Origin of the sequence: Corallococcus sp. EGB (genome assembly GCF_019968905.1) — a bacterium.
Classification (GTDB): domain Bacteria; phylum Myxococcota; class Myxococcia; order Myxococcales; family Myxococcaceae; genus Corallococcus.
The window spans coordinates 7,924,185-7,947,926 of record NZ_CP079946.1; the positions used below are offsets into that span (position 1 = coordinate 7,924,185).

At 72.0% G+C, this 23,742-nt stretch carries 16 protein-coding genes; 10 read left to right on the top strand and 6 right to left on the bottom strand.

Annotation, left to right across the window (positions count from 1 at the left end):
• Complete coding sequence (locus tag KYK13_RS32165) at nt 1-2,274, bottom strand: M4 family metallopeptidase (RefSeq protein ID WP_223637589.1); 2,274 nt, start codon at nt 2,272-2,274, stop codon at nt 1-3.
• A gap of 355 nt (nt 2,275-2,629) precedes the next feature.
• On the opposite strand from KYK13_RS32165, the gene KYK13_RS32170 reads away from it, so the two are divergent.
• Nucleotides 2,630-3,610, top strand: coding sequence for an NADPH:quinone oxidoreductase family protein (locus KYK13_RS32170; RefSeq protein WP_223637592.1), 981 nt, complete (start codon nt 2,630-2,632; stop codon nt 3,608-3,610).
• Between the two features lie 15 nt (nt 3,611-3,625).
• Here KYK13_RS32170 and KYK13_RS32175 read toward each other — a convergent pair whose 3' ends face one another.
• The gene (locus KYK13_RS32175) at nt 3,626-4,042 is read right to left on the bottom strand and encodes a hypothetical protein (protein WP_223637594.1); all 417 of its coding nucleotides are present in this window, start codon (nt 4,040-4,042) and stop codon (nt 3,626-3,628) included.
• 379 nt (nt 4,043-4,421) lie between these two features.
• Between KYK13_RS32175 and KYK13_RS32180 the strand changes: the two genes are divergently transcribed.
• Nucleotides 4,422-7,442: an amino acid adenylation domain-containing protein gene (locus KYK13_RS32180; protein WP_223637596.1), complete on the top strand. Its 3,021-nt coding sequence runs from the start codon at nt 4,422-4,424 to the stop codon at nt 7,440-7,442.
• Between the two features lie 13 nt (nt 7,443-7,455).
• Here the strand turns inward: KYK13_RS32180 and KYK13_RS32185 are convergent, their stop codons facing one another.
• Nucleotides 7,456-8,727, bottom strand: a complete 1,272-nt coding sequence (locus tag KYK13_RS32185; RefSeq protein WP_223637598.1) for an endonuclease/exonuclease/phosphatase family protein — start codon at nt 8,725-8,727, stop codon at nt 7,456-7,458.
• A 280-nt stretch (nt 8,728-9,007) separates the two neighbouring features.
• Between KYK13_RS32185 and KYK13_RS32190 the strand changes: the two genes are divergently transcribed.
• A complete protein-coding gene (locus KYK13_RS32190; protein WP_223637601.1) occupies nt 9,008-10,120 on the top strand; it encodes an XdhC family protein in 1,113 nt (370 codons plus the stop codon).
• Nucleotides 10,120-10,707, top strand: coding sequence for an NTP transferase domain-containing protein (locus KYK13_RS32195; protein ID WP_223646861.1), 588 nt, complete (start codon nt 10,120-10,122; stop codon nt 10,705-10,707). The genes KYK13_RS32190 and KYK13_RS32195 overlap by 1 nt, the downstream gene beginning before the upstream one ends.
• Here the strand turns inward: KYK13_RS32195 and rpiA are convergent.
• Together rpiA and KYK13_RS32205 are read right to left on the bottom strand one after the other, a co-directional pair.
• Nucleotides 10,682-11,389: a ribose-5-phosphate isomerase RpiA gene (gene rpiA, locus KYK13_RS32200; RefSeq protein WP_223637604.1), complete on the bottom strand. Its 708-nt coding sequence runs from the start codon at nt 11,387-11,389 to the stop codon at nt 10,682-10,684. The two genes, KYK13_RS32195 and rpiA, sit on opposite strands and share 26 nt — an antisense overlap.
• Before the next feature lie 24 nt (nt 11,390-11,413).
• Nucleotides 11,414-12,598: an AI-2E family transporter gene (locus tag KYK13_RS32205; protein WP_223637607.1), complete on the bottom strand. Its 1,185-nt coding sequence runs from the start codon at nt 12,596-12,598 to the stop codon at nt 11,414-11,416.
• 212 nt (nt 12,599-12,810) lie between these two features.
• On the opposite strand from KYK13_RS32205, the gene KYK13_RS32210 reads away from it, so the two are divergent.
• The 6 genes from KYK13_RS32210 to KYK13_RS32235 all read left to right on the top strand — a co-directional run bounded on the left by KYK13_RS32210 (nt 12,811) and on the right by KYK13_RS32235 (nt 20,894).
• Entirely contained in the window at nt 12,811-13,182 is a 372-nt protein-coding gene (locus KYK13_RS32210) for a VOC family protein (RefSeq protein WP_223646863.1), read from the top strand.
• A gap of 120 nt (nt 13,183-13,302) precedes the next feature.
• A complete protein-coding gene (locus KYK13_RS32215; RefSeq protein ID WP_223637609.1) occupies nt 13,303-14,631 on the top strand; it encodes a hypothetical protein in 1,329 nt (442 codons plus the stop codon).
• Between the two features lie 63 nt (nt 14,632-14,694).
• Nucleotides 14,695-15,630, top strand: coding sequence for a vWA domain-containing protein (locus tag KYK13_RS32220; protein WP_223637612.1), 936 nt, complete (start codon nt 14,695-14,697; stop codon nt 15,628-15,630).
• Nucleotides 15,630-16,595 carry a VWA domain-containing protein gene (locus KYK13_RS32225; protein WP_223637615.1) on the top strand — a complete coding sequence of 322 codons (966 nt, stop codon included), beginning with the start codon at nt 15,630-15,632 and terminating at the stop codon, nt 16,593-16,595. The genes KYK13_RS32220 and KYK13_RS32225 overlap by 1 nt, the downstream gene beginning before the upstream one ends.
• A gap of 21 nt (nt 16,596-16,616) precedes the next feature.
• Nucleotides 16,617-19,313: a cation-translocating P-type ATPase gene (locus KYK13_RS32230; protein ID WP_223637617.1), complete on the top strand. Its 2,697-nt coding sequence runs from the start codon at nt 16,617-16,619 to the stop codon at nt 19,311-19,313.
• 168 nt (nt 19,314-19,481) lie between these two features.
• Nucleotides 19,482-20,894 (top strand): L-serine ammonia-lyase, encoded by a 1,413-nt coding sequence (locus KYK13_RS32235; RefSeq protein ID WP_223637619.1) that lies wholly within the window; start codon nt 19,482-19,484, stop codon nt 20,892-20,894.
• A gap of 3 nt (nt 20,895-20,897) precedes the next feature.
• Here KYK13_RS32235 and KYK13_RS39145 read toward each other — a convergent pair whose 3' ends face one another.
• Nucleotides 20,898-23,711: a tetratricopeptide repeat protein gene (locus KYK13_RS39145; protein WP_304504068.1), complete on the bottom strand. Its 2,814-nt coding sequence runs from the start codon at nt 23,709-23,711 to the stop codon at nt 20,898-20,900.
• Nucleotides 23,712-23,742: the final 31 nt, after the last annotated feature.

Consider the following 23,742-nt stretch of genomic DNA (forward strand, 5'->3'; position numbering starts at 1 on the left):
CTACTTCTTGCAGACGCGGGTGTACGAGGCCGCGAACACCGTGTTCACGTAGCCGTTCTCAGGCTGGCTCGACAGGTCCGGCACGCCGACGATCTTGAAGTAGTACTTGCCGGCGGGGAGGTTCGTCTTGACGATGCTCTCCGTCGCCGTCTCCTTCACGCTGCGGCCGATGTACGAGGTGAAGGTCGGGGCGGAGTTGGCCTGGAGGTACAGGTCCGCGTTGCCCGTGCCCTCGCCGAGGACCGCCGACAGGCGGAAGCTCGCGGTGCCCTTGCCCTCGTCGCACTGGGGCAGGTCGATGATGTAGACCTTCTCGTCACCCGGCACGCCGGAAAGGCCCTCGATGCGGGTCTCGTTCTCGATGTCCGTGAAGCCGCCCTTCCAGGTCACCGTCAGGGAGGTGTTGGCGTAGGACGTGAAGCCCTTGAGCATCACGTACCAGATGCCCTTCGGGCCGGAGCTGGCGAACGTGCAGACCTCGTTGTTGCCGGACTTGTACGGACGGCAGTCGTACAGGGAGTCCGTCGGGGCGTTGTTCTTGCGGACGTAGAGGTCCGCGTCACCCGTGCCGCCGGCCAGCGTGAAGGTCACGTCCGTGGCGCCCTCGGGGATGGTCACGGAGTAGTAGACCTTGCTGCCGGAGGTGCCGGAGATGCCGGTGACGACCTGGCCCTTCGTGATCGGAATGGTGACCGGGGGAGGCACGGGCACGCCCACGCCCACGGCCTTCCAGGCGTTGCCCACCGAGGCGATCTCCGCCGCGCTGAAGCCCAGCTGCGCCGCGGCCTGCTCGGAGGCCGTCTTCGCCGCCTCGAAGTTGGAGGACGCGGTCAGGATGTCGGCGTTGATCTTGTAGAAGACCCGGGCGGCCTTCTCGAACCCGATGCCGGTGACGACCTGGGTCGTCTTGCCGCGCACGTGCGTGCCACCCTCGGACATCAGGTAGAACGCGTAGTTGGAGATACCCGAGCTGTAGTGCACGTCCACGCCCGGGCCGTAGTCCGGGTAGTAGTCGAGCGAGTCCCCGTCCTTCGTGGGGTTGTCCATGTAGCGCAGGCCGTCGCCCGGGATGTTCGGGGTCCAGACGTCGTCACCGACGATCCAGGTGTTGGCGTCGACGACCTTGCCCTTGCTGTACCACTCGCAGACCGCGCCGAAGATGTCCGAGAGGGACTCGTTCAGGCCGCCGGACTCACCGGAGTAGGTGAGGTTGGACTCGTTCTCCGTCACCGCGTGCGTCAGCTCGTGCGCCGTCACGTCCAGCGAGTTCGCCAGGTTGGAGGCGGTCACGCCGTCGCCATCGCCGTACACCATCTGGCTGCCGTCCCAGTAGGCGTTGACGTAGTTGTTGCTGTAGTGGACGAAGCTCTTCAGCGTCGCGCCCGCGTTGTTGATGGAGTCGCGGCCGAACAGCTGCTGGTAGCAGTCGTAGACCGTGCCCAGGTGGTTGTAGTTGTTGTTCACCACCGCGTCGGCGTGGGCCGGGTCGCCCTCCCAGCGAGCACGGACGCCGCCCGTGGGGACGTTCGTCTTGTGCTGCATGTCGTTGACCTGGCGGTTCTTCGCCGAGTGGATGTGCGGAACGCGCTCGAAGACGTCGCCCGTCTTGGCGTTCACGTACACGGAGTCATCCACCGGGGTGGTGTCCTTCAGCTCGCCCTGGACGCGAACCTCGTAGGCCAGGATGAGCTCGTTGCCCGAGCGGCGGTAGACCAGCTGGGGCTCGCCGTTGGCGGCCGCGCGCTCCGGGGAGCCGCGATCACCGACGGCCGCCGCGATGGCCGCGTCGGACGCGATGGTGGCCTTCAGCTCGCCCTTCAGGTCGCCGCGGGCGTTGGTGTTCACCGCGAACACGGAGCCGTTGCGCGCGTGCAGGCGGACCTCGGCGTCCTGAACCAGGATGCCGTTCTGGGTCACGCCGTAGCGGTAGTGCGTGTCACCGTCGAAGCCGACATAGGCCTTCTTCAGGAACAGGTCGTTCGGGTTGAGGCGGAACATCGGCGCCACGCCCGCGAGCACCGGCGCCAGCTGCTGCTGGGCCGCGATGCCCTGGATGGCCGACGGCGCGGGGACCGTGCCGAAGGAACCGGTGACGAAGGTGGGGACCGCGTCGGAGTCCGCCGCGATGACCGTCTGGCCCGCCGTCAGATTGGCGGAAGCCTTCTGGATGTTCGTGTCCTCCGTGTTCGAGGCAGGAGCGTTCTCGGTGCAGGCGCCAACCAGCAGGGACAGGGCCGCGGCACCCAGGGCGCCGCGTACTCGCTTCTCGTACATGCAATCCTCCTAAAGGGAAAGATTAGAAACCACTGTGTCACAGGAGAGGCGCGTATTTCAAGTACAGGCGAGATTTCTATCTTTACATCGATTCTCAGACCTCGAGACTATCTCGCAACTGCTTGAAATGACGGAGGGACTCACGCAGCCCGGCGGGAACGGGGTGGGCGCCTCAAACCGGCAAGGCTGCTACTTCCGGTTTGAAGCATCTTTCGACGGATGCGTGCAAAGACTGAACGGCGGGGAGAAATTGCCGTCTCATTTATTCCAGACCCGGGTGGGTCCTGTGTCACCGCTGACATCAGCCCCGGGGGCGGGGCGAGCGGGCTAGCGTGTGGCCCGGGAGGCGACACGCATGCGCGCATTACAGCTTCAGCGTCTGACGGGGCCGGAGGGCCTGGCGATGGTGGAGGTGCCGGAGCCGGAGGCCGGAGACGGGGTGCTCATCGACGTGGTGGCGGCCGGGGTGAGCTTTCCGGATCTGCTGCTCACCCATGGCCAGTACCAGATGAAGCCGGAGGTGCCCTTCGTGCCGGGCGTGGAGGTGGCGGGCGTGGTGCGCGCCGCGCCCGCGGGGGCGCGGGTGAAGGCCGGCGACCGGGTGATGGGCTTCTCCTTCACGCTGGGCGGCTTCGCGGAGGCCTGCGTGGTGGCGCCCGAGCTGGCCTTCCCCATTCCCGCGGGGTGGAGCTTCGAGCAGGCGGCGGGCGTGGTGATGAACTACCACACGGCGCACTTCGCGCTGCACCGGCGCGGGCAGCTGCGCGCGGGGGAGACGGTGCTGGTGCACGGCGCGGCGGGAGGCGTGGGCACCGCGGCGGTGCAGGTGGCGAAGGGCGCCGGGGCGCGCGTGCTGGCGGTGGCGGGCGACGAGCGCAAGGCGGAGGTGGCGAAGCGCGCGGGCGCGGACGCCGTCTTCCTCCTGAAGGACTTCCAGGCCGGCGTGCGCGAGGCCACGGACGGCCGGGGCGTGGACGTGGTGGTGGACCCGGTGGGCGGCGACGTCTTCGACAAGAGCCTCAAGGCGCTGGCGCCGGAGGGGCGGCTCCTGGTGGTGGGCTTCGCCAGCGGCCAGATTCCGTCCGTGGCGGTGAACCGCCTGCTCTTGCGCAACGTCTCCGTGGTGGGCGTGGCGTGGGGCGCCTTCCTGATGCAGGCGCCGGAAGTGACGGACACCATCGCGAAGGATCTGGAGGCGCTCGCGGCGAAGGGCGTCATCCAGCCGCTGGTGGGCCGCGTCTTCCCCTTCGAGGACGGCGCCCGGGCGCTGCGCGAGCTGGAGTCGCGTCAGGCCGTGGGCAAGGTGGTCCTGAGGGTGAAGGCCGGCGGACCTTGAGGAGGCGCCGGAGGCTCACTCCTCCATCAATAATAGAGGCGTGGGCGCGCCCGCCTCGCGCTCCAGGACGTCCGCGGCGCGGGCGTCCCGGGGCAGGCCGAAGCGGACGCGCGAGCACGTGAGCAGCTGGCCCGCGTAGTGGCTGTCCGCCAGCGCGTCCGCGTAGCGGCCGTGGGCCTCGCACAGGCGCGCCCGCTCGTCCACCAGCCGGGCGAGGATGCGCGCCTGCTCCGGATGGGAGAAGAGCCCGACGACGGAGCGCGCGTCGAAGCGCGCGAGCGTGTCGTACTCCATGCCCAGCGTGGAGGCGCACGCCTCGCGGATGCGCTCCAGGCACACATCCCAGGAGGCGCGGGATTGGACGATGTCCGGCACCGAGCGGCCAAGCTCGCGCACGGCGTTGAGCAGGAAGGCGTGTCGCAGCGAGGGCATCCAGTTCCCCACTACACCCCAGCCCGCCTGAATCATCCAGCGTGACAGGGGGTGTGAACACACCCCGACGAATCAGGTTGCACCCACCTGCCACCCCTGCGCGCGCGGCGGCTGCGCACCTCCACGGGAAAAAGACAGACATCCCCATCCTCGCATGCCGCATTGTTTTAAAGATGTATCCAGACGAAAAAGACATACACCCCGTGCGGACATCCCCCGAGGGAGACGGGGGCGCGGATGACCCGAGCCTGTGTGTCACAACCAAGACTGCGCGTGTATCAACACGCGGTTCCTACTTATTGCGCGGACGCTGACAGTCTTTAGACTCTTCAGACGCGAAACATCCCCCGCGCGAGTCACCACATCCAAGGAATGCACCATGGCCCTCCCGTCCACGCTGCGTCTTCCCCCGACCGCGGAAATCGCCTTCGGAGCCACGGTGCTGAAACAGCCGGAGCTGCTGCGCCGGGCGGCCCGGGTGGCTCGGCGGCTGCGCGCCGAGTGGGACGTGGGGCCGGGAGACCGCGTGGGCTTGATGGTGGTGCCCGGGCCGGAGGTCATCCCGGCCATCCTGGGCATCTGGATGGCGGGCGCGGCCTACGTGCCATTGGATCCGTTCCTCCCCGACGAGCGGCTCCTGCGCATCCTGCGCGACGCGGGCCTGCGCGGCGTCGTCACCCAGCGCATGCACCGCGTCTCCGTGGGGCTCCTGGAGACGTGGCTCGGCGCGCCCCTGCCCTTCCTGGAGGCGGATGCGGCGGCGGGGGCGGACGGCGTGGAGGACGGCGAGGTCCCGGACGTCATCGACGCGCCGGCGGACCGGCCCGCGTACCTCATCTACACCTCCGGCAGCACCGGCGAGCCCAAGGGCGTGGTGTGCACGTTCCGGGGCCTGGTGAACCTGGTGCACGGCGTGGCGCCGCTGTTGGGGCTGGGGCCGGACACGCGGCACCTGCAGTTCGCGAGCATCAACTTCGACGCGTCGGTGTGGGAGGTGTTCCCCACGCTGTTCGCGGGTGGCGCGGTGGTGCAGGGCACGCGCGAGGACCTGCTGCCCGGCCGGCGCATGGCGGAGTACCTGCGCAAGCAGCGCGTGACGCACCTGTGCCTGCCGCCGTCCGTATTGGGGCAGTTGGGGCCGCACGTGGACACGCTGCCGGACGTGGCGTGCGTGGTGATGGCGGGCGAGCGCTGCCCGGCGCCGCTGGCGGAGCGGTGGCATGCGTCCGGCCGCCGCGTCTTCAACGCCTACGGCCCCACGGAGGGGACCGTGTGCGCGACGGCGTACCGGGTGCAGGGCGGCGAGTCGCCCGTGCCCATCGGGCAGGCGCTGCCGGGCGTGCGCCTGCGCGTGGTGGGGCCGGAGGGCCAGGACGTGGCGGACGGTGTGACGGGTGAGGTGTGGATTGGCGGCGAGGGCGTGGCGGAGGGCTACCGCAACCAGCCCGAGCGCACGCGCGAGCGCTTCCCCACGGACGCGCGGGGAGACCGGTGGTACCGCACCGGCGACGAGGCCGTGCGCCGCGCGGATGGGGCGCTCACGTTCCTGGGCCGGATGGACCAACAGGTGAAGCTGCGCGGCTTCCGCATCGAGCTGGAGGCCATCGAGCAGGCGCTCTACGCATACCCCGGCGTCGCGCAGGCGGCGGTGACGGTCTTCGAGCACACGGACGCGCAGGGCCAGACGACGGGCCTGCTGGTGGCCTACCACAGCGTGCAGGAGGGCCACACGGTGTCGCTGGACGCGCTGCGCGGGCACCTGGGCGTCGTGCTGCCGGACTACATGGTGCCGCACCGCTTCGTGGCGCTGCCGCGCCTGCCGCTCATGCCCCACCTGGGCAAGGTGGACCGCCAGGCCCTGCCGCCCCCCGCGGACTGGGCGGGCGCCACCGCGTCCGCCCCCCGCGCCCAGGCGGCCTCCACGCCCGCCGCTCCCGCGACGCCCATCGAAAAGCTGTGCCGCGCCTTCGAGCGGGGCCTGCGCGCCGCGCCGGGCACCGTCACGGCCACCACGCACTTCTTCCAGGCGGGCGGTGACTCGCTGGGCGTGGCGCACGTGCTGGCGCAGGTGGAGGAGGACTTCGGCGTGTCGCTGCCGTCGCGCCGCGTGTATTCACACCCCACGCCGCTGCTGCTCCTGCCCTTCTGCGAGGCCGGCGCGGCTCCGGCGGAGGCGGGCCCCCAGGCCGTGCGCGCCACGCTGCTGACGGACGCCCGGTCCGTGGCGCTGCCCCGGCTGACGGGCCCCGCGCCCGCCGCGCAGCCGCCGCGCACGCTGCTGCTCACGGGGGCCACGGGCTTCCTGGGCGTCCACCTGCTGGCCGCGCTGGCGCCCCGCGTGGAGCGCATCCACTGCCTGGTGCGGGCCCGCGATGACGCGGAGGCCGGCGCCCGGCTTCGCGCCACCGCTCGCAAGTACGGCGTGCACCTGCCCTGGCGCGACGGGCGCATCCAGGCGGTGGCGGGCGACATCACCCGGACGCGGCTGGGGCTGGAGGCGTCCGTGCACGACGCGCTGGCGCTCCAGTGCGACGCGGTGGTGCACTCGGCCGCGAGCATCAGCTACATCCTTCCGTACGCGGACGCGGGGCGGCCCAACGTCGTCGGGACGCAGCAGGTGCTGGCCTTCAGCGCGCACGGCCGCGTGAAGCCGCTGCACCACGTGTCCTCGCTCAGCGTGCACGGCGCGGTGGGCACGCTCCTGGGCGTGGAGGAGGTGGACGAGGACTTCGCGCTGGAGCGCTCGCTGGACCTGATGGCCTACGAGAACGGCTACACGCGGGCCAAGTGGGTGGCGGAGCGCATCGCCCGGGACGCGCGCGACAGCGGCCTGCCCGTCAGCATCTACCGGCCGGGCTTCATCCAGGGCCACAGCCGCACGGGCATTGGCAACGCGGACGACATGCTGTGCCGGCTGCTGGTGGGCTGCGCGCAGCTGGGCCTGTCGCCGGACCTGCCGGACAAGTACTGGCTGCCGGTGCCGGTGGACTACGTGGCCAGCGCCACCGCGCACCTGGTGCTCACCCAGGCGCCGGGCGGCACGTACAACCTGGCGCCGGAGCGCGAGCAGGAGCCCTCCCACAACGCCCTCTTCGACATGCTGGGCGCGCACGGGCACCCGGTGCGCCGGGTGGCGCCGGCGGTGTGGCTGCGGGAGCTGGGACGGGTGGGGCCGGACAACGCCCTCTTCCCGCTGGTCGCGTTCCTGCGGGAGAAGGTCTATCACGGCACCCGCACGGTGCTGGAGCTGCACCACCGCACGCCGCGCCTGCGCACGGACCACACGCGCGCCGCGCTGGCGGGCACCGACCTCCAGTGCCTGGACTTCGACGCGGCGCTCCTGGGCCGCTACGTGAAGGACCTGTTCGCGCGCCACCGCTGCGCGGCCCTCGCCGCGTGAGCGGTGGAGGGCCTCAGTGGGACGGCGGGACCGGGGCGTGGCCTTCGCCGAAGCGGTAGTGCGCCACCACCGGCTGGTGGTCCGAGGACTCCGTGGAGCGGTCCACCTCGAAGAGGACCGGGGCCAGCGAGCGCGTCGCGTAGAAGTTGTCGAAGCGCTTGCCCGTGGCGTGCACCACGCCGTGGCTGTCCGGGTGCGAGGTGAGCGTGGCGCAGTCCGCGATGTCCTGCAGGCGCCACCACGCGGGGCTGCCCTTGGGAATCTGGCCGGAGCCCAGCTCCTGCCGGGCGTGCTGGGGCGTCGTCAGGGACTGGTCCGCCAGCCGCACGCGCACCGCCGTCGCGTGGCACACCGTCTCCGGCAGCTCCTGCTCCAGCACGTGCAGCTCGTGGCGCAGGCGCGGGTCCGCGATGTTGCCCACGCCGCGGTCGCCCACGGTGACGTTGTGCATGTCGTCGCCGTAGCGCTGGCGGAACTCCTCGATGGTGTCCGTGTCGTTGTCCTGCTTCGGGTGCAGCAGGTGCGCCACCAGCCAGGAGCCGCCGCGCTTGATGGCGGTGTTGGCGTTGAAGTCGCCCAGCACGACGGCGGGCACGCCCTCGCGGCGGCGCAGCAGCGCGTTGAGCTGGCGCAGGTTGAGGGCGTTGATGCCCGAGTCCCCCAGCGCGTGGTGCAGGTTGTAGAGGTAGATGGGGCGGCCCTCGACCAGGAGCTTCACCCACAGCACGCCCCGGTCCTCCACCAGCTCGCCCGCGTAGCCCTGGCGCGCGATGGCGTCGTTGCGCTCGGCGTCGGTGAGGACGTAGGTGAAGTGCGCGGCGTCCGCGATGGGGTGGCGGCTCAGCCAGGCCTTGCCGTTCACCAGCCGGGTGCCGTTGTCGCCGTCGCTGCCCTGGTAGACTAGGTGGAAGCCGAAGCGGGACGCGAGCAGCACCGACATGGGCACGCCCGCCTCCTGCATGCCGATGACGTCCGGCATGCGGTCCTGGGCCTCCAACTGGGTGAAGTACTCCAGCAGCGCCTCCTGACGCTCGCCGCCCATGAGGATGTTGTAGCTCATCACCGTGAGGCCCGGTCCCCGGGGCGCGCGCGGCGCGGGGTGGTGCACGATGAGCGTGCGGCCGTCTCCCAGCCGGCGCTCGCTGTTGGGTAGCGGCACGGCATGGAAGTCCGGCAGGGTGAGAGTGGGGTCACGCTTCGGCAAGACGTCCTCCTGCCCGCCCGGTTTGCGTCCGAGCAGGGCTCCGACGGCGGGCAGGTGCTCCAGCACTTCGGGCATCTTCATGACGCCGCCCTCCCCTTGCTGGGGCGCCAGGCCCTCGAGGTGCCGCGAGCGAAGGGGAAGCGATGCCGGGCGTCATGCCGTCGCGCTGTGAATTCCACCGAGCCTCCATCAGAAGTCCTCCGCTCAAGTTCGTGGCGGAGGGCCTTGTCCGCCAGCGTCATGCGGATGGCGGGCGCACGGCCGGATGGCTGCCCTGCGTGCGCCGGGCGTCGGACGGTGCACACCCGCCCGGCGCGGAATCAGCCCGGGTGAGGAGCGCGGATGGTTAGATGGGAAGGCGATGAAGGAACTCGAAGACCTGCTGCGGGCATGCGGGCGCGCCTCCGGCCCGGTGGTGCTGGCGACGGTGGTGGCCGTGTCCGGCTCGTCGTATCGGCGCCCGGGCGCCCGCATGGTGATGGGCCCGGACGGATGGCTCGCGGGCGGGGTGAGCGGCGGGTGCCTCGAGGGCGACCTCGTGCGCAAGGCGTTCTTCTGGACGTCGGGAGGGCCGCGCGTGCTGCGCTACGACACCACCGGTGACGCCGCGGAGGACGAGGGCGGGCTGTCCTTCGCGCTCGGGTGCAACGGCGTGGTGGACATCCTGCTGGAGCGCTGGGAGCCGGGGCCGGGTGACGCGCTGGGCTTCGCGGCGGAGGCGCGCAAGCAGTCGCTGCGCGCGGTGGTGGCCACGGTGTACCGGGGCCCCGAGGACGCGGTGGGAACTCGGCTGATGCTGCGCGAGGACGGCGTGTCCGCGGGGAACCTCACGGGCGCGCTGCGGGAGCCGGTGCGCGAGGCGGCGACGGAGGCGCTGGTGCGCGGCGTGTCTTGGAGCGGCGCGTGCGGTGGCGCGGAGGTGCTGGTGGAGGTGGTGGAGCCGGCGCCGCCGGTGGTGGTGTTCGGCAGCGGCTTCGACGTCGCGCCCGTGGTGGCTCGCGCGCAGGGACTGGGCTGGCACCTGACGGTGGTGGCGGACCGGCCCGTGGAGCTCTTGCGCCGCAGGTTCCCGCTGGCCCACGCGCATGTCGCGTCGCGGGCCAGCGAGGTGTCGCAGAAGGTGCCGCTGTCCGCGCGCAGCCTGGTGCTGGTGATGACGCACAGCCTGCCGCAAGACCGGGAGCTGCTGGAGCGGCTGGTGCCGCTGCCGGTGCGATACCTGGGCGTGCTCGGGCCCCGCTCCCGGACGGAGCGCATCCTGCGGGAGCTGGCGCAGCCGCCCACCGCCTCGCAGCTGGAGAAGCTGCACGCGCCCATGGGGTTGGACCTGGGCGCGGAGGGCGCGGAGGAGATTGCGCTGTCCATCATCGCGGAGGTGCAGTCGGTGCTCGCCGGCCGCGGCGGGGGACGGCTGCGGGAGCGGCAGGCGCCCATCCACGCGGACGCGGCCCCGCCGGAGCGCAGGTCGGCGTGATGACCATCGCCGTCATCCTGCTCGCCGCGGGAGGCTCAACGCGGCTGGGCCAGCCCAAGCAACTGCTCCGGCATGAGGGCGCGTCGCTGGTGCGGCGCGCGGCGGAGCGGGCCCTGGCCGCGAGCCCGGCGGTGACCGTCGTGCTCGGTGCGCGGCGCGAGGAAGTCGCCTCGGAGCTGGACGGGCTGCCCGTGCGGCGCGTGGACAACCCGGACTGGGCGCTGGGCCAGGGCTCGTCGCTGCGCGCGGGCCTGCGGGCACTTCCTCCGGACGTGGACGGCGCCCTCCTGATGCTCTGCGACCAGGTCCGCGTGGACGCGGCCCACCTGCGCTCGCTCATCGCCACCTTCGAGCGCACGCGCGCGCCCATCGTCGCATCCGCCTACGCGGACACCCGGGGCGTCCCCGCCCTCTTCGCCCGCGCCCTCTTCCCCGAGTTGGAGTCCCTGCCTCCCACGGGCGGCGCGCGCGGGCTCATCGCTCGCGACCCTTCGCGCGTCGTGGAGGTTGCGCTGCCCGGCGGCGAGGAGGACGTGGACACCGTCGAGGACACCCTGCGCCTCACGGGCTCCGGACACGGTGGGTGATGCCGTCGGGCCCGGCCACCACCAGGTCGGTGGTCAGGTTCAGGAACAGGCCGTGCGCCATCACCCCGGCCCGGGCCTCCAGCTTCGCGGCCAGCCCCGCGGGGTCGCTGATGGGACCGAAGTCACAGTCCAGCACCACGTTGCCCTGATCCGTGTGGTACGGCGTCCCATCCAGCGCGAGCCGCGCCACCACGCGCGCGCCCAGCGACTCCAGGAACAGGGCCTGCGAGCGCCAGCCGAAGGGCAGCACCTCCACCGGCACCGGCCACTTCGTGCCCAGCCGGGGTGACAGCTTGGGCGCGTCCACCACGATGATTTCGCGGCGGCTGGCCTGCGCCACCACCTTCTCGCGCAAGAGCGCCCCGCCGCCGCCCTTGATGAGCGACAGGTCCGGCGCCACCTCGTCCGCGCCGTCGATGGTGAGGTCCACCACCGGGTGCACGTCCAGCGTGGTGAGCGGCACGCCCAGGGACGCGGCCAGGGCCTCGGTGGCGCGGGACGTGGGGATGCCCACCACGTCCTTCAACGTCCCCGCGGCGAGCAGCGCGCCCAGCCGCCGCACCGCGTACGCGGCCGTGCTGCCCGTGCCCAGCCCCACCACCATGCCCGGCTGGATGAAGTCCACCGCGCGCTCCGCCGCCGCGCGCTTGAAGGTAGCGGAAACACTTTCGTCGGAAGTCATGGCGGGCTCTGGGAAGGGACGGCTTCAGTGCGGTGACCCAGGATGCCCGGAGTCGGCCGCGGGCGCACGCCGTGCTTCAGGTCCCGGCGGCTCCCGTGGACCCGCCAACAGTGCCTCGTCCGCGTTCCCCGCTCTGGCGGGTGGAACCGTCAGGTGCTTCTCACGCCTCCAGGCCTTGCGTCGCTCGCGCTGCACCTCCGTGAGCAGCACCTGCGCCGCCGCCGCTGTCGGCACCGCGAGGATGACGCCCAGGAGCCCCGCGACGGCGCCGCCCGCGAGCGCCACCATCGAGATGAGCAGCGGGTTCATCCGGATGGCGCGCCGCTGCACCAGGGGCCCGAGCAGGTGGGCCTCGAGTTGCTGATAGAGCACGAGCAGCACCAGCGCGAGGATGGCGCGCTTGGACCCCACCGACGCCAGCGTGGTGGCGGTCACCAGCACCACGGTGACGACGCTGCCGATGTACGGGATGAGCCCCAGCACCATCGCCATCAGGCCGAGCGGCAGGAAGTACGGCACGCCCAGCGCCAGCGACAAGCCGGCCGTGCAGGCGCCGCCCACGGTGACGATGAGCAGCGTGCCGACGAGGTAGTTCCCCACCGCCTCGCGCATCCGGCTCACGATGCGGCGCACGCGGGGGCGGTTGCGGGGGCGCACCCAGCCCAGGATGCTCGCGTAGAGGTCCTGTCCGAAGAGCAGGCCAAACGCGGCCAGCGCCAGCCCCGTGACGCCCGCGCCCAACAGCTCCACCGTGGACGACAGCACGCTGATGAGCGGCTTCGCCAGCCCCCCCGGCTCCACGGTGAACGCGTTCTGCGGATGCGCCAGCACGCCGAAGCGGGCGTCCAGCCTGCGCACCCAGGGGGCCTGCGTCAGCTCATCCAGGAAGCCCGGCGCCGCCTCCACCAGGTGCTGGAGCTGATCCACGAGCATCGGAACCACGGTGAGGATGAGCAGGCCGATGATGCCCAGCAGCGCCAGCGCGACGAGCGCCACGCCCAGGCCCCGGCGCAGCCCCCAGGCCTGCAGCCGGCGCACGACGGGCTCCACCGCCAGCCCCACCAGCAGCGCCGCCGCCAGCAGCGTGAGCACGGGCCCCAGCCTTCGAAGGGCCGCGCCCAGCAGCACGAGCAGCACCACCTGGGCCCCGACCGACCACACCGTCCGGGGCGGCACGTAGACGGGAACCCCCTTGCGCGCAGCCTTCATGCCCCCAAGGTAGGGAGTCCGTGCATTCCGGGCAGGCGACAGGGCACCGCGCAGCAGGCAGACGGCCGAGCGCTACCCGGAGGAGTTGGCGCCACCGCCGCCAGAAGGGCCGCCCCGTCCCTTCCAACCGGGGAGGAGGATGCGCTCCGGACCCGAGAATGGCCCTCGTGTGCATGGCGCCCGTGCATCGCTCCGGGCAGACTGCCGCGCCCATGGACAAGCCCCAGACGATGCGGTCGTTCGTGAAGCTGCTGGTGACGGATGCGGAGGCCTCCGTGCGCTTCTATGAAGGCCTCGGCTTCGAACGCATCGCGGCGGAGCCGCCCATCCTCCGCCTCCAGTGGGGCGGCGAGTCGGATGTGTACCTCGTGAGCCCTCCTCCAGGGCTGAAGCTGGAGGGACGAAAGGGCATGGGCGTGCTGGTGGGCTTCCGCGCGGGCTCGGACGGCGTGGACGCGGTGGCCGCGAAGGCGGCGGCGCTGGGCGCGCACCTGGAGGGCCCCACCCTCCAGCCCTGGTACACCCGCGAAATCGTCGTCACGGATCCGGACGGCTACCGGCTCAACTTCATCGAGCCCGCCTGACGCACGGCCCCCATTTTCGCTCCACGCCCGCGCCCTTTAAGGGGGGTGGAGCGAACGATGGAATCCACGCCGCCGCGCGGCCCCGGGGACGCCGCCCCGACACTTGATTGCCCCAGCGGCTTGCGCCAGCCTGTCGCGGCCTCCGTGAGCCTGCCCCGCTACTTCGTTCCCCACGCCACCAGCCCGGTCGAGCCCGCGCCGTGCGATGCCTCGGAGGTCGTCCACGCCCTGGACGCGTTCCGGCTGGAGCCCGCGTACCTGGGCGAGTCCGAGTGGTTCGTCTGCACCGACGTCGTGGGCCAGCTCCAGCTCATCCCGGGCAGCGAGCGCGCGCGGCTCCCCGCCTCCGTGCAGGCGCAGCTCGCGCACCACGAGGTCGCCTCCGGCCGTCCCCCGCGCCGCCTGGCCGCGACGGAGCTGTTCTTCTTCGCGCCGGAGGTGGTGGAGCACCCCAGCGACGTGGACGGCTTCAACGACCCCGTCTATCTCTACGGCACGCTCACGGGCCCGTGGCCGGGCAACGCCGTCATGCGCGTGAACGGGCAGCTCACCGTCACCCGGGGGGATGTGCTCGCGGGCTTCGCGCACGGCGCGCAGGACGCCTTCCACTACGTGAAGGACGCGGAGAGCCGCGATGCGCCCCGCGCGTACCACGCGCTGCTGCCGGGCGACCGCGCGGATCAGCTCGCGCAGGGGCGCGGGCTCGTCCTCGCCTATCCGGCGGTGCCCGCGGAGTTGCAGGCCCACCACTCGGCCAATGGCGCGCAGGTCGCCAGCGTGCTGCACGCGGTGCTCGGCCAGCTCCAGGACGACGCGCGCGCGCACCAGGGCCCGCGCGAGCTGGCCACGCTGGAGCTGCCCGTTCCCAGCCGCGCGATGGCCATCGCGGACCTGGAGCTGCGTGGCTACGAGGTGAAGGGCGACCTCGCCACGCCGCGCCCCACGAAGGGGGGCCTGGTGGGGAAGCTCGCCGGCTGGCTCCAGGACGGGACCGTGCGCGTGCCCCGCGAGGCGCCGACGCCGGAGTTCCTGGAGCTCGCGCGCCGCGTGCTGCCGCTCCTGCCCGGCTGGCCCACGCAGACGGAGCGCGCGCTGCGCACGCACGTGCTCGCGGGCACGCTGTCGCCGGGCCCGCGCGTGGGGGTGCCCCGCGCGCCCACGCCTCCCGCGTCCCTTCCGCCGCGCCTGCCCACGCCGCCGGTGCGCTCCAGCGATTGGATGCAGGACTTCATCGACTCGCACGGCAAGCCGGGCGGCGCGAAGCCGCGCCTCACGCACCTGCAAGCGAAGCCCGCGCCACGGCCGCCTCCCGCGGCGCCTTCCTCCGCGGCCTCGTGGCAGTCGGACTTCGCCCCGGCCGCGCCCGCCCGTCCGGCCCCCAGGCAGCAGGAGAAGGCGCCCGCCCCGCATGGCAAGAAGCCGGACTGGATGAGCGACTTCGAGGACTGACCCCGCCCGTTTGCGGTGCTCGCGTACCGGGCGATAGCGTTTTCACCCCCAGAAAGGCAGACCATGGGACACGAGAAGCCGATCGAGCCGTTTTCGGACCTGCACCGCGAAGGGGACCACGTGCGCGCGGTGCTGCTGCACGACCCCACGGTGGAGGGCCTGGACATGGCCATCTACATGGACGCTTCCGGCAGCATGCGGGAGGAGTACGCCTACACGACGCCGCAGCGCTCCTTCCTGGAGTGGCTGCGCGGCGCCCCCATGAAGGAGTCCTCCAACCAGGTGGAGCCGCAGGTGCGGTGGATGCTGGAGTACCTGGCCACCAAGGACCGCAACGGACTCCTGCGCGTGGCCTACTGGGCCTGTGGCAGCAACGGCCGCCAGGTGGAGCCCGTGGGCGAGCTCAAGGGCACCGACGTGAAGCAGTACCGGTTCCCCGGCGCGAAGCAGCTGGGCGGCTACACGTACCTGGAGCCCGCGCTGCGCGACTACGTGAAGTACCTGGAGGAGCAGGTGAAGGTGGGCGCGAAGCGGGGCTGCGCCATCATCGTCACCGATGGCCGTCTCCACGACGCCGAGGCGGTGGAGAGGTACTCCGAGGAGATCGCGAAGCGCATCGCCGCCGGCCGCCTGCCGCGCATCAACTTCGTGCTGGTGGGCGTGGGGGACGACATCGACGAGGAGCAGCTGGAGCACATCGCCCACGCGGAGTACCCGGGCGTGGGCCACCTGTGGTGCCACCGCATCGCGAAGGAGATCACCCAGGTCGCGGAGCTGGTCGCCGTGCTGGTGGACGAGACGATGACGGTCGCCGCCGGCGGCACCATCTACGACGACAAGGGCAAGGTGCTGAAGACGTACGAGGGCCGCCTGCCCGCGGTGCTGGAGTTCGACGTGCCGGAGGAGGCCCGGAGCTTCACGCTGGAGGTGAACGGTCAGCGCTACACCCAGCCGCTGCCGGACGAAGAGCACCACGATGAAGACGAGGACCACCGCTGATGGCCGGCCACGAAGTCATCAACCGCCCCTTCTCCGACGTCCACCGGATGGGCAACAAGGTCGTCGCGACGCTGTTGCACGACCCCACCGTGGAGGGCCTGGACGTGGCCCTCTACATGGACGGCTCCGCGAGCATGGAGAACGCGTACGGGCCGCGCGGCATCCTGGCGAAGCTCGCCCCGGTGAAGAACCAGGTCGAGCCGCAGATGCAGTGGATGCTGGAGTACCTGGCCAACAAGGACCGGGACGGCAAGGTGCGCGTCACCTACTGGGCCTGCGGCGACGGCACCCAGCTGGAGATGGTGGGCGACCTCACGGGCCCGCAGGCCAAGGGCTACCGCTTCCCCGGGCCGAAGTCCTACGGCAAGGCCACGGTGATGCTGCCGGTGCTGCGCGACTTCGTGGCGCACATCAAGCAGCAGGTGGGCGAAGGCGCCAGGCGGGGCCTGGCGGTCATCATCACGGACTCGCAGATCAACGACGCCCATGACGTGACGGCCTACGCCACGCAGGTGGCCAAGGAGATCGCCTCCGGCCGCCTGCCGCGCATCAACTTCGTCTTCATGGGCGTGGGCGAGCAGGTGGATGAGGAGCAGATGGAGGAGATCTCCCACACCACCTATCCGGGCGTGGGCCACCTGTGGTGCCACCGCATCGCGGACCGCATGGAGGAGATGGCGGAGCTGGTCGCCGTGCTGGTGGACGAGACCATGACGGTCGCCGCCGGCGGCACCGTCTACGACGAGCAGGGCAAGGTCCTGAAGGTCTACGAGGGCCGCCTGCCCGCGGTGCTGGAGTTCGACATCCCGCCCGCGTGCAAGCGCTTCACGCTGGAGGTCGCGGGTCAGCGCTTCGACCAGCCCGTCCCCGAGGAGCACGAGGACGGCGACCACCACGACGGGGACGAGGACGAAGAGCCCCAGGCCGCCACGCCCCCGCCCACTCGCCGCGGACACCGCCACTAGGGCGGAAGGAAGACCCAAGCCATGTCGGAGCAGAAGAAGAGCGGGGCGCGGTTCGGCACGTTGAACATCAAGGGCCTCAAGGAGGCGCAGGCCGGCGGCAACGCCGTGCAGCGCCACGTCCACGGCCCGGGCTGCGACCACGACCACGGTCATGACCATCAGGGCCATGACCACCACGGGCGCGCGCATGCGCACGGCGAGCCCCACGCGCACGGCCCCTCCTGCTCCCATGGCCACGACCACGGGCATGACCACCACGGGCATGCCCACTCCCAGCGCGTCATCCGTCCGCCGGCCCACCGTCCGGCGGAAGGAGGCGGCGCGGCGCTCCAGTTGGATTTGGAGGGCACGCTGCCGGGAGAGACGGACGACCAGGGCCGCTTCGAGCGGCTGGAGGCGGCCCTGGAGGCGCAGCACGGCATCACCGACGTGCACCTGCGCCGCGACGCGGGCCACGCGGAGGTGTGCATCCACTACCAGCCGTCGCTGGTGAGCGTCTCGAAGCTGGTGACGCTCGCGCAGAAGACGGGGGCGCAGGTGGCCGCGCGCTACCTGCAGCACACCTGGTTCGTGCGCGGCATGGACTCCGCGGACGCGGCCCAGGTCATCGAGCACGCGGTCTCCAAGATGAAGGGCGTGCTCACCGCCAGCGTCGCGTACGCCAGCGAGCGCCTGGTCCTCGAGTACGACAAGCAGGAGCTGAGGCTGTCGGACGTGGAGGCCCGGGTGAAGGCGCTCGGGTACGGGCTGGAGGTGCCCATGGCGGGCCACGCCTGTTCGCACCACGCGCACGGCGGCGGTCTGGCGCCGCTCCTGGAGCTGCCCCTGGTGGTCGCCTCCGGCGTGCTGCTGGCGGCGGGCTTCGCGGTGGAGCACTTCGCGCTGGCGCCGCCCCTGGTGGCCACGGTGCTCTGGGCGCTGTCCATGGCGAGCGGCGGCTTCTTCGCCATCCGGGGCTCGGTGCGGTCCATCGCGCAGCTGAGGATCGACATCGAGACGATGATGGTGGTGGCGGCGCTGGGCGCGGCGGTGCTCGGCGCGTGGTTCGAGGGCGCGTTCCTGCTCTTCCTCTTCAGCGCGGGCCACGCGCTGGAGCACCGGGCCATGGACAAGGCGCGCCGCTCCATCGAGGCGCTGGGCCAGCTGCGCCCGGAGGTGGCGCGCGTGCGCCGGGGCGCGGAGGTGGTGGAGGTGCCGGTGGCGGGCGTGACGCGCGGCGAGCGCATCGTCGTGCGCCCGGGCGACCGCGTCCCGCTGGACGGCGTCATCCTCGAGGGCAAGAGCTCCCTGGACCAGGCGGCCATCACCGGCGAGTCCATGCCGGTGGCGCGCAAGCCGGGCGACGAGGTGTTCTCCGGCACCATCAACTGCGAGGCGGCGCTGGAGGTGCAGGTGACGCGCCTGTCGTCGGAGTCCGTGCTGGCGCGCGTGGTGGACATGGTGGCGCAGGCGGAGGCGCAGAAGGGCCGCCGGCAGCGCTTCGCCCAGCGGCTGGAGCGCACCGTGGCGCCGCTCGTGATGGCGGCGGCGGTGGTGTTCCCGGTGGTGCTGCTGATGATGGGCACGCCCGTGAAGGAGGCGGTGCTGCGCGCGGTGGGGCTGCTGGTGGCCGCGTCGCCGTGCGCGCTCGCCATCTCCACGCCGTCCGCCGTGCTGTCCGCGGTGGCGTCCGCCGCGCGAGGCGGTGTGCTCATCAAGGGCGGCATCTACCTGGAGCTCTTGAGCGGCATCCGCGCCGTCGCCTTCGACAAGACGGGCACGCTCACCGTGGGCCGGCCCCGGCTGCTCACCACGTGGGCCGCTCCGGGCGCGACGCGCGAGGAACTGCTGGGCACCGCCGCGGGCGTGGAGGCGCTGTCCGCGCACCCGCTGGCCAGGGCGGTGGTGGACGGCGCCGCCGAGGCGCGCATCGCCGTACCCGAGGGCCGTGACCTGGAGGCCATCCACGGCCAGGGCATCCGCGCGAAGGTGGGCGACGACGCGGTGGAGGTGGGCAGCACGGCCCTCTTCGCGGGAGAGGCCCTTCCCCCGGAAGTCGCCGCCGAGGTGGCGCGGCTGGAGGAGGCGGGCCAGACGACGATGGTGGTGCGCCGCGCGGGCCGCTACCTGGGCGTGCTGGGCGTGGCGGACACGCTGCGCGGCGGCGCCCGCCAGGTGGTGCAGGCGCTGAAGGCGGGCGGCATCGAGCGCACGGTGATGCTGTCCGGCGACAACGCGCTCGTGGCCCGCTCCATCGCGCGGCAGGTGGGCCTGGATGAAGCGAGGGCGCCGCTGATGCCCGTGGACAAGGTGACGGCGGTGAAGGAGCTGGGCCGCACCCACGCGGTGGCCATGGTGGGCGACGGCGTCAACGACGCGCCCGCGCTCGCCGCCGCCGCGGTGGGCGTGGCCATGGGCGGCGCCGGCAGCGACGCGGCGCTGGAGACAGCGGACGTGGTGCTGATGAGCGACGACCTGGCGAAGCTGCCCTTCGCGCTGGAGCTGTCCAGGCGCGCCATGGCCGTGATGAAGCAGAACCTGGTCATCGCGCTGGGCGTGAGCGCGGTGCTCGTCGTGGCCGCCGTGCTGGGCCTCACGCGCATCAGCCAGGCCGTGGTGCTGCATGAAGGCAGCACGCTGCTCGTCGTCTTCAACGGCCTGCGCCTGCTCGCCTTCCGGCCGAAGACGCCCGCCACCCCGCCCCAGCCCGCCACGGGCCCGCAGCCCGCCGCCGGTTAGCCCGTCCGCGTCATGCTTGGCATGACAACTTCCTCCACACCCGGAGGAGCGGGCGCACGCGCGACGTGCTGTCTTTCAGGCGGCATGACTTGAAGTGGATGCATGCAGCGCGTCGTGAGCAGGGTGTCACAGGCGTCGCGCGTTGAACGTGGCATGGTGGGAATCGCCATGCCTGTCAGCGTCTTCGACCTCTTCAAGATTGGGATTGGACCCTCCAGCTCGCACACGGTGGGCCCCATGCGCGCGGCCCGCACGTTCGTGGTGGGGCTGTCGGACGCGGGGCTCCTGGAGCGCGTGACGCGGCTCAAGGTGGAGCTGTTCGGCTCGCTGGGCGCGACAGGCAAGGGGCACGGCAGCGACAAGGCGGTGCTGCTGGGCCTGCGCGGCGACACGCCCGAGGACGTGGACGTGGAGCTGGTGCCGTCCATCGTCGCGCACTGGCGCGCGGAGGGGCGCGTGTCGCTGCTCCAGCGGCTGGTGCTCCCCTTCCGGGACGGCGAGCACCTGGTGATGCACAAGCGCAAGGTGCTGCCCTACCACCCCAACGGCATGCGCTTCACCGCGTTCGGCGAGGGCGGGGAGGCGCTGGCCTGCCGCATCTACTACTCGGTGGGCGGCGGCTTCGTGGTGGACGAGCACGCAGTGGCGGGTGCGGATCCGCTGCGCGCGGAAGTCGCCCCGGTGCCCCTGCCCTTCAAGTCCGCGGCGGAGCTGCTGGAGCACTGCGAGCGGGAGCGGCTGTCCATCAGCTCGGTGATGCTGCGCAACGAGTTGACGTGGCGGAGCGAGGAGGACATCCGCGCGGGGCTCCTGCGCATCTGGGCGGTGATGCAGGCGTGCGTGACGCGCGGGTGCACCACGTCGGGCATCCTGCCCGGCGGCCTGAAGGTGGAGCGGCGCGCGGCGGCGATGTACCAGCGGCTCGTCAGCCGGCCGGAGGCGGGGCTCACCAATCCGTTGACGGTGCTGGACTGGGTGAACCTGTATGCGCTCGCGGTGAACGAGGAGAACGCGGCGGGCGGGCGCGTCGTCACCGCGCCCACCAACGGCGCGGCGGGCATCATCCCGGCGGTGCTGCACTACTACTGGCGCTTCGTGCCTGGGGCGAACGCGGACGGCGTGGTGCGCTTCCTCCTCACGGCGGGGGCCATTGGCGCGCTCTACAAGGAGAACGCGTCCATCAGCGGCGCGGAGGTGGGCTGCCAGGGCGAGGTGGGCAGCGCGTGCTCGATGGCGGCGGGGGCTCTGGCGGAGGTGCTGGGCGGCACGCCGCTGCAGGTGGAGAACGCGGCGGAGATCGCCATGGAGCACAACCTGGGGCTTACCTGCGACCCGATTGGCGGCCTGGTGCAGGTGCCCTGCATCGAGCGCAACGCGATGGCGTCCGTGAAGGCCATCAACGCCGTGCGCATGGCGCTGTCCGGCGACGGGAAGCACTTCGTGAGCCTGGACAAGGTCATCAAGACGATGCGCGACACCGGCCGCGACATGAAGGACAAGTACAAGGAGACCGCGCGCGGCGGCCTCGCGGTCAACGTCCTGGAGGTCGCGAACCTCAGCGTCGGCCTGCCGGAGTGCTGAGGCCTACCGCCGGCGATTGCCACCGCGCCCGGCGGACACGGGCACCACCTTCACCGCAGGCGCGGGACGGGCGGAGAGCCACGCCTCCACCTCCTTCGACTGCGCGGTACGGCCGGAAGACCTGAAGCGCGCGAGCGCCTGCGAAGCCGCGTCGCGAGCCTCCCCCACCTCGCCCTCCTTCCACAGCGCCTGGGCCAGCGCGAAGCCGGACTCGCCCAACGAGTCCTCCTGCGCGTCCTTGAACGACAGCGCCTGCTTCAGCGGACCGATGGCGTCTCGCGTGCGGCCCAGGCCCAGCAGCGCCTGCCCCACGCCGTCCAGCGAGTAGTAGACCAGCTCGTCGTCTGGCCCCAGCTTCTCCTGCTTCACCTTCAGCGCTTCCTCGTAGTCCCGCAGCGCGTCCGGGTAGCGCTTGAGCGCGAGCAGGCACATGCCCTCCTCGTCCAGCGCCTCCGCAAGCTTCACGCTCTGGTTCCCCAGGAGCGTGCGGTGCAGCGTCACCGACACCCGCGCATGCTCCAGCGCCGCGGTGAAGTCCCGCTGTTCTCGCAGCGCCATGGACAGCGCCTGGTGCCGGCGCGCCGTGTCCAGGTGCACGGGCCCCATCGCCTTCTCCGTCTGGGCGAGTGAGTCCTTCAGCACCGTCACCGCCTGCGCGCTCTTGCCCGTCTCCAGCAGCGTGCGCCCCAGCGTGAATGCGACCCGCGCTCGTTTCGGGTGCCCCTCCGGCAGCGTCTTCGCCAGCAGCTCCGACGCCTGCTCCAGCAGCCTCAGCGCCTCGTCCGGATGCTCCTGCATCAGCGCGAGGTTGGCCCCGTTCACCTTCAGGTCGCTCTCCAGCACCGCGTCGCCGCCCACGCGCTTCAGCGTCGCCTCGCCCAGGCGGCCCCAGCGCTGCGCGAGCGCGAACTGCTCCTGCTCCCCGTCCACGAAGAGCAGCTTGTTCATCACCGCCACCGCGAGCCGGTCCGCCCGGCCGGCCTCCGCGTCGTAGACGGCCTGCTCCAGCACCGCGCCACCCGCGGCCTTGTCGCCCAGCACCGCCTGCGCCCAGCCCAGGTGGAAGCGCAGCTCCGCCATCAACGGCAGGTAGCCCGTGGCCATGACGCGAGCCTCCGCCCCCTTCGCCAGCTCCAGCGCCTTGGGCATCCGGCTCAGGTCCACGTGCGCCTTCACCTCCGCCAGCGTCGTCTCCAGTTCGTCCAGCTCCGCGCGCTTCGCGGGGTCCGCGGGCCGGGGCTGCAGCTCCGTCAGCGACTCCACGTCCGCGCAGTCCCCCGGCGAGGGCAGCGCCCAGGCCGCGTCGAGCGACTTGTCCACCAGCGCCGCGTCCGCCGTCTGGAGCGTGGCCACCAGCGCGCCCAGGTCCTTGCGCCGCCGCTCCAGGCACACGAAGCGCTGGGACAACAGCGTCTCCGTCTGCACCTCGCGCACGCGCGTGTCCTCGCACGCCGCCGTGTGCTGCTTCGCCCACTCCGCGCCGTAGCCGTCCAGCACCTCGCCCACCCGGCGCGCCATGTCCTGCGCCACCGGGCTCTTCGTCGCGAGGAACGCCTGCGTCACCTTCTCGCGCGCGTCCGCGCCCCAGCGCTCCGCCACCAGGTCCGCCGCCCCGTCGCACACGTGCGAGCGGGACCACGCCACTCCACCCGCCGCGCCCAGCACCACCGTGGCCGCAACCGCGGCGCCCGCGCGGCGCTGGAGCAAGGCCCGCCGCTCCCGCTGCCCCAGCACCGTCAACAGCTCCGCCATGGAGCGGAAACGGTCGCGAGGCTCCAGCGACAGCCCCTTCATCAGCGCGCGGCGCACCCACGCCGGCACCTTCGAGTCGCGCGGCGGCTCCAGGATGGGCGACGGAGGCAGCACCTGCACCGCCGCGGCCTCCGTCACGCCAGGGCCATCATCCTCCACGCTGCGGGGCCGCAGCTGCGACGCCACCCGCGACAGCTCGTCCGGATCGAACGGGCGGATGCCGTACAGCGCGCGGTACAGCGCCGCGCAGAAGCTGAACTGGTCCGACCGCGAGTCCAGCAGCTCCCCCCGGAACTGCTCCGGCGACATGTACGCGGGCGTGCCCATCACCAGGCCCGCCTGCGTGAGCTGCGAGTTCAGCGGCGAGTCCTCCCCCACCGGCCGCGTGCGCTCGCCATCCTCGTCGTCCTCCACCTCGCCCATGGGGCGCGCCAGCCCGAAGTCCGTGACGTAGACGCGCCCGTCCTTGCCCACCAGCACGTTGGCCGGCTTGAAGTCCCGGTGCACCAGCCCCGCCGCGTGCGCCGCCTCGAGGCCCCGGCCCGCCGCCAGGTACTTGTCCAACAACTCCTGCCACGTCCGGGGCTTCGCCTTCGTCCAGTCGCGCAGCGTGCCGCCGTCCACGAGCGCCATCGCCACGTAGATCTGCGAATCCCACTGCCCCACCTCGAAGACGGGGATGACGTTGGGGTGGGAGATGCGCGCCATGGCCTGCGCCTCGCGCAGCAGCCGCGCCCGCCCCTGCTCCAGGTCCTCGTGGCCGCCCTTCACCCGCAGGAGCTTCAGCGCCACCTTGCGGTCCAGGTCCGGATCATAGGCGGCGTACACCACCCCCATCCCCCCCTGCCCCAACACCTTCAGCGGAACAAACCGGCCCACCTGCCGAGAGGAGAGCCGCTGCGGCTCGCCCCCTGCCCCTCTCGACGGCGCCGACGCCTCCGCCCCACCCCGGCCCGTCGCGGGCGCGCTACCTCTGCCCGTACCGTAGGATTCCCGCGACGTCGAAACGCGCGGCGCGGAGCCGGGCGCGGAAGGCCCGTCATCCCTGTCATGCCGGTTCGCCATGGGTCCAGTGTACCCCTCAATCCAGGATTCC

Excerpts from the sequence above, each read along its gene's own strand:
- KYK13_RS32165 (WP_223637589.1), bottom strand. The coding sequence starts at position 2,274 with ATGTACGAGAAGCGAGTACGCGGCGCCCTGGGTGCCGCGGCCCTGTCC.
- KYK13_RS32170 (WP_223637592.1), top strand. The coding sequence starts at position 2,630 with ATGCGCGCATTACAGCTTCAGCGTCTGACGGGGCCGGAGGGCCTGGCG.
- KYK13_RS32175 (WP_223637594.1), bottom strand. The coding sequence starts at position 4,042 with ATGCCCTCGCTGCGACACGCCTTCCTGCTCAACGCCGTGCGCGAGCTT.
- KYK13_RS32180 (WP_223637596.1), top strand. The coding sequence starts at position 4,422 with ATGGCCCTCCCGTCCACGCTGCGTCTTCCCCCGACCGCGGAAATCGCC.
- KYK13_RS32185 (WP_223637598.1), bottom strand. The coding sequence starts at position 8,727 with ATGAAGATGCCCGAAGTGCTGGAGCACCTGCCCGCCGTCGGAGCCCTG.
- KYK13_RS32190 (WP_223637601.1), top strand. The coding sequence starts at position 9,008 with ATGAAGGAACTCGAAGACCTGCTGCGGGCATGCGGGCGCGCCTCCGGC.
- KYK13_RS32195 (WP_223646861.1), top strand. The coding sequence starts at position 10,120 with ATGACCATCGCCGTCATCCTGCTCGCCGCGGGAGGCTCAACGCGGCTG.
- rpiA (WP_223637604.1), bottom strand. The coding sequence starts at position 11,389 with ATGACTTCCGACGAAAGTGTTTCCGCTACCTTCAAGCGCGCGGCGGCG.
- KYK13_RS32205 (WP_223637607.1), bottom strand. The coding sequence starts at position 12,598 with ATGAAGGCTGCGCGCAAGGGGGTTCCCGTCTACGTGCCGCCCCGGACG.
- KYK13_RS32210 (WP_223646863.1), top strand. The coding sequence starts at position 12,811 with ATGGACAAGCCCCAGACGATGCGGTCGTTCGTGAAGCTGCTGGTGACG.
- KYK13_RS32220 (WP_223637612.1), top strand. The coding sequence starts at position 14,695 with ATGGGACACGAGAAGCCGATCGAGCCGTTTTCGGACCTGCACCGCGAA.
- KYK13_RS32225 (WP_223637615.1), top strand. The coding sequence starts at position 15,630 with ATGGCCGGCCACGAAGTCATCAACCGCCCCTTCTCCGACGTCCACCGG.
- KYK13_RS32230 (WP_223637617.1), top strand. The coding sequence starts at position 16,617 with ATGTCGGAGCAGAAGAAGAGCGGGGCGCGGTTCGGCACGTTGAACATC.
- KYK13_RS32235 (WP_223637619.1), top strand. The coding sequence starts at position 19,482 with ATGCCTGTCAGCGTCTTCGACCTCTTCAAGATTGGGATTGGACCCTCC.
- KYK13_RS39145 (WP_304504068.1), bottom strand. The coding sequence starts at position 23,711 with ATGGCGAACCGGCATGACAGGGATGACGGGCCTTCCGCGCCCGGCTCC.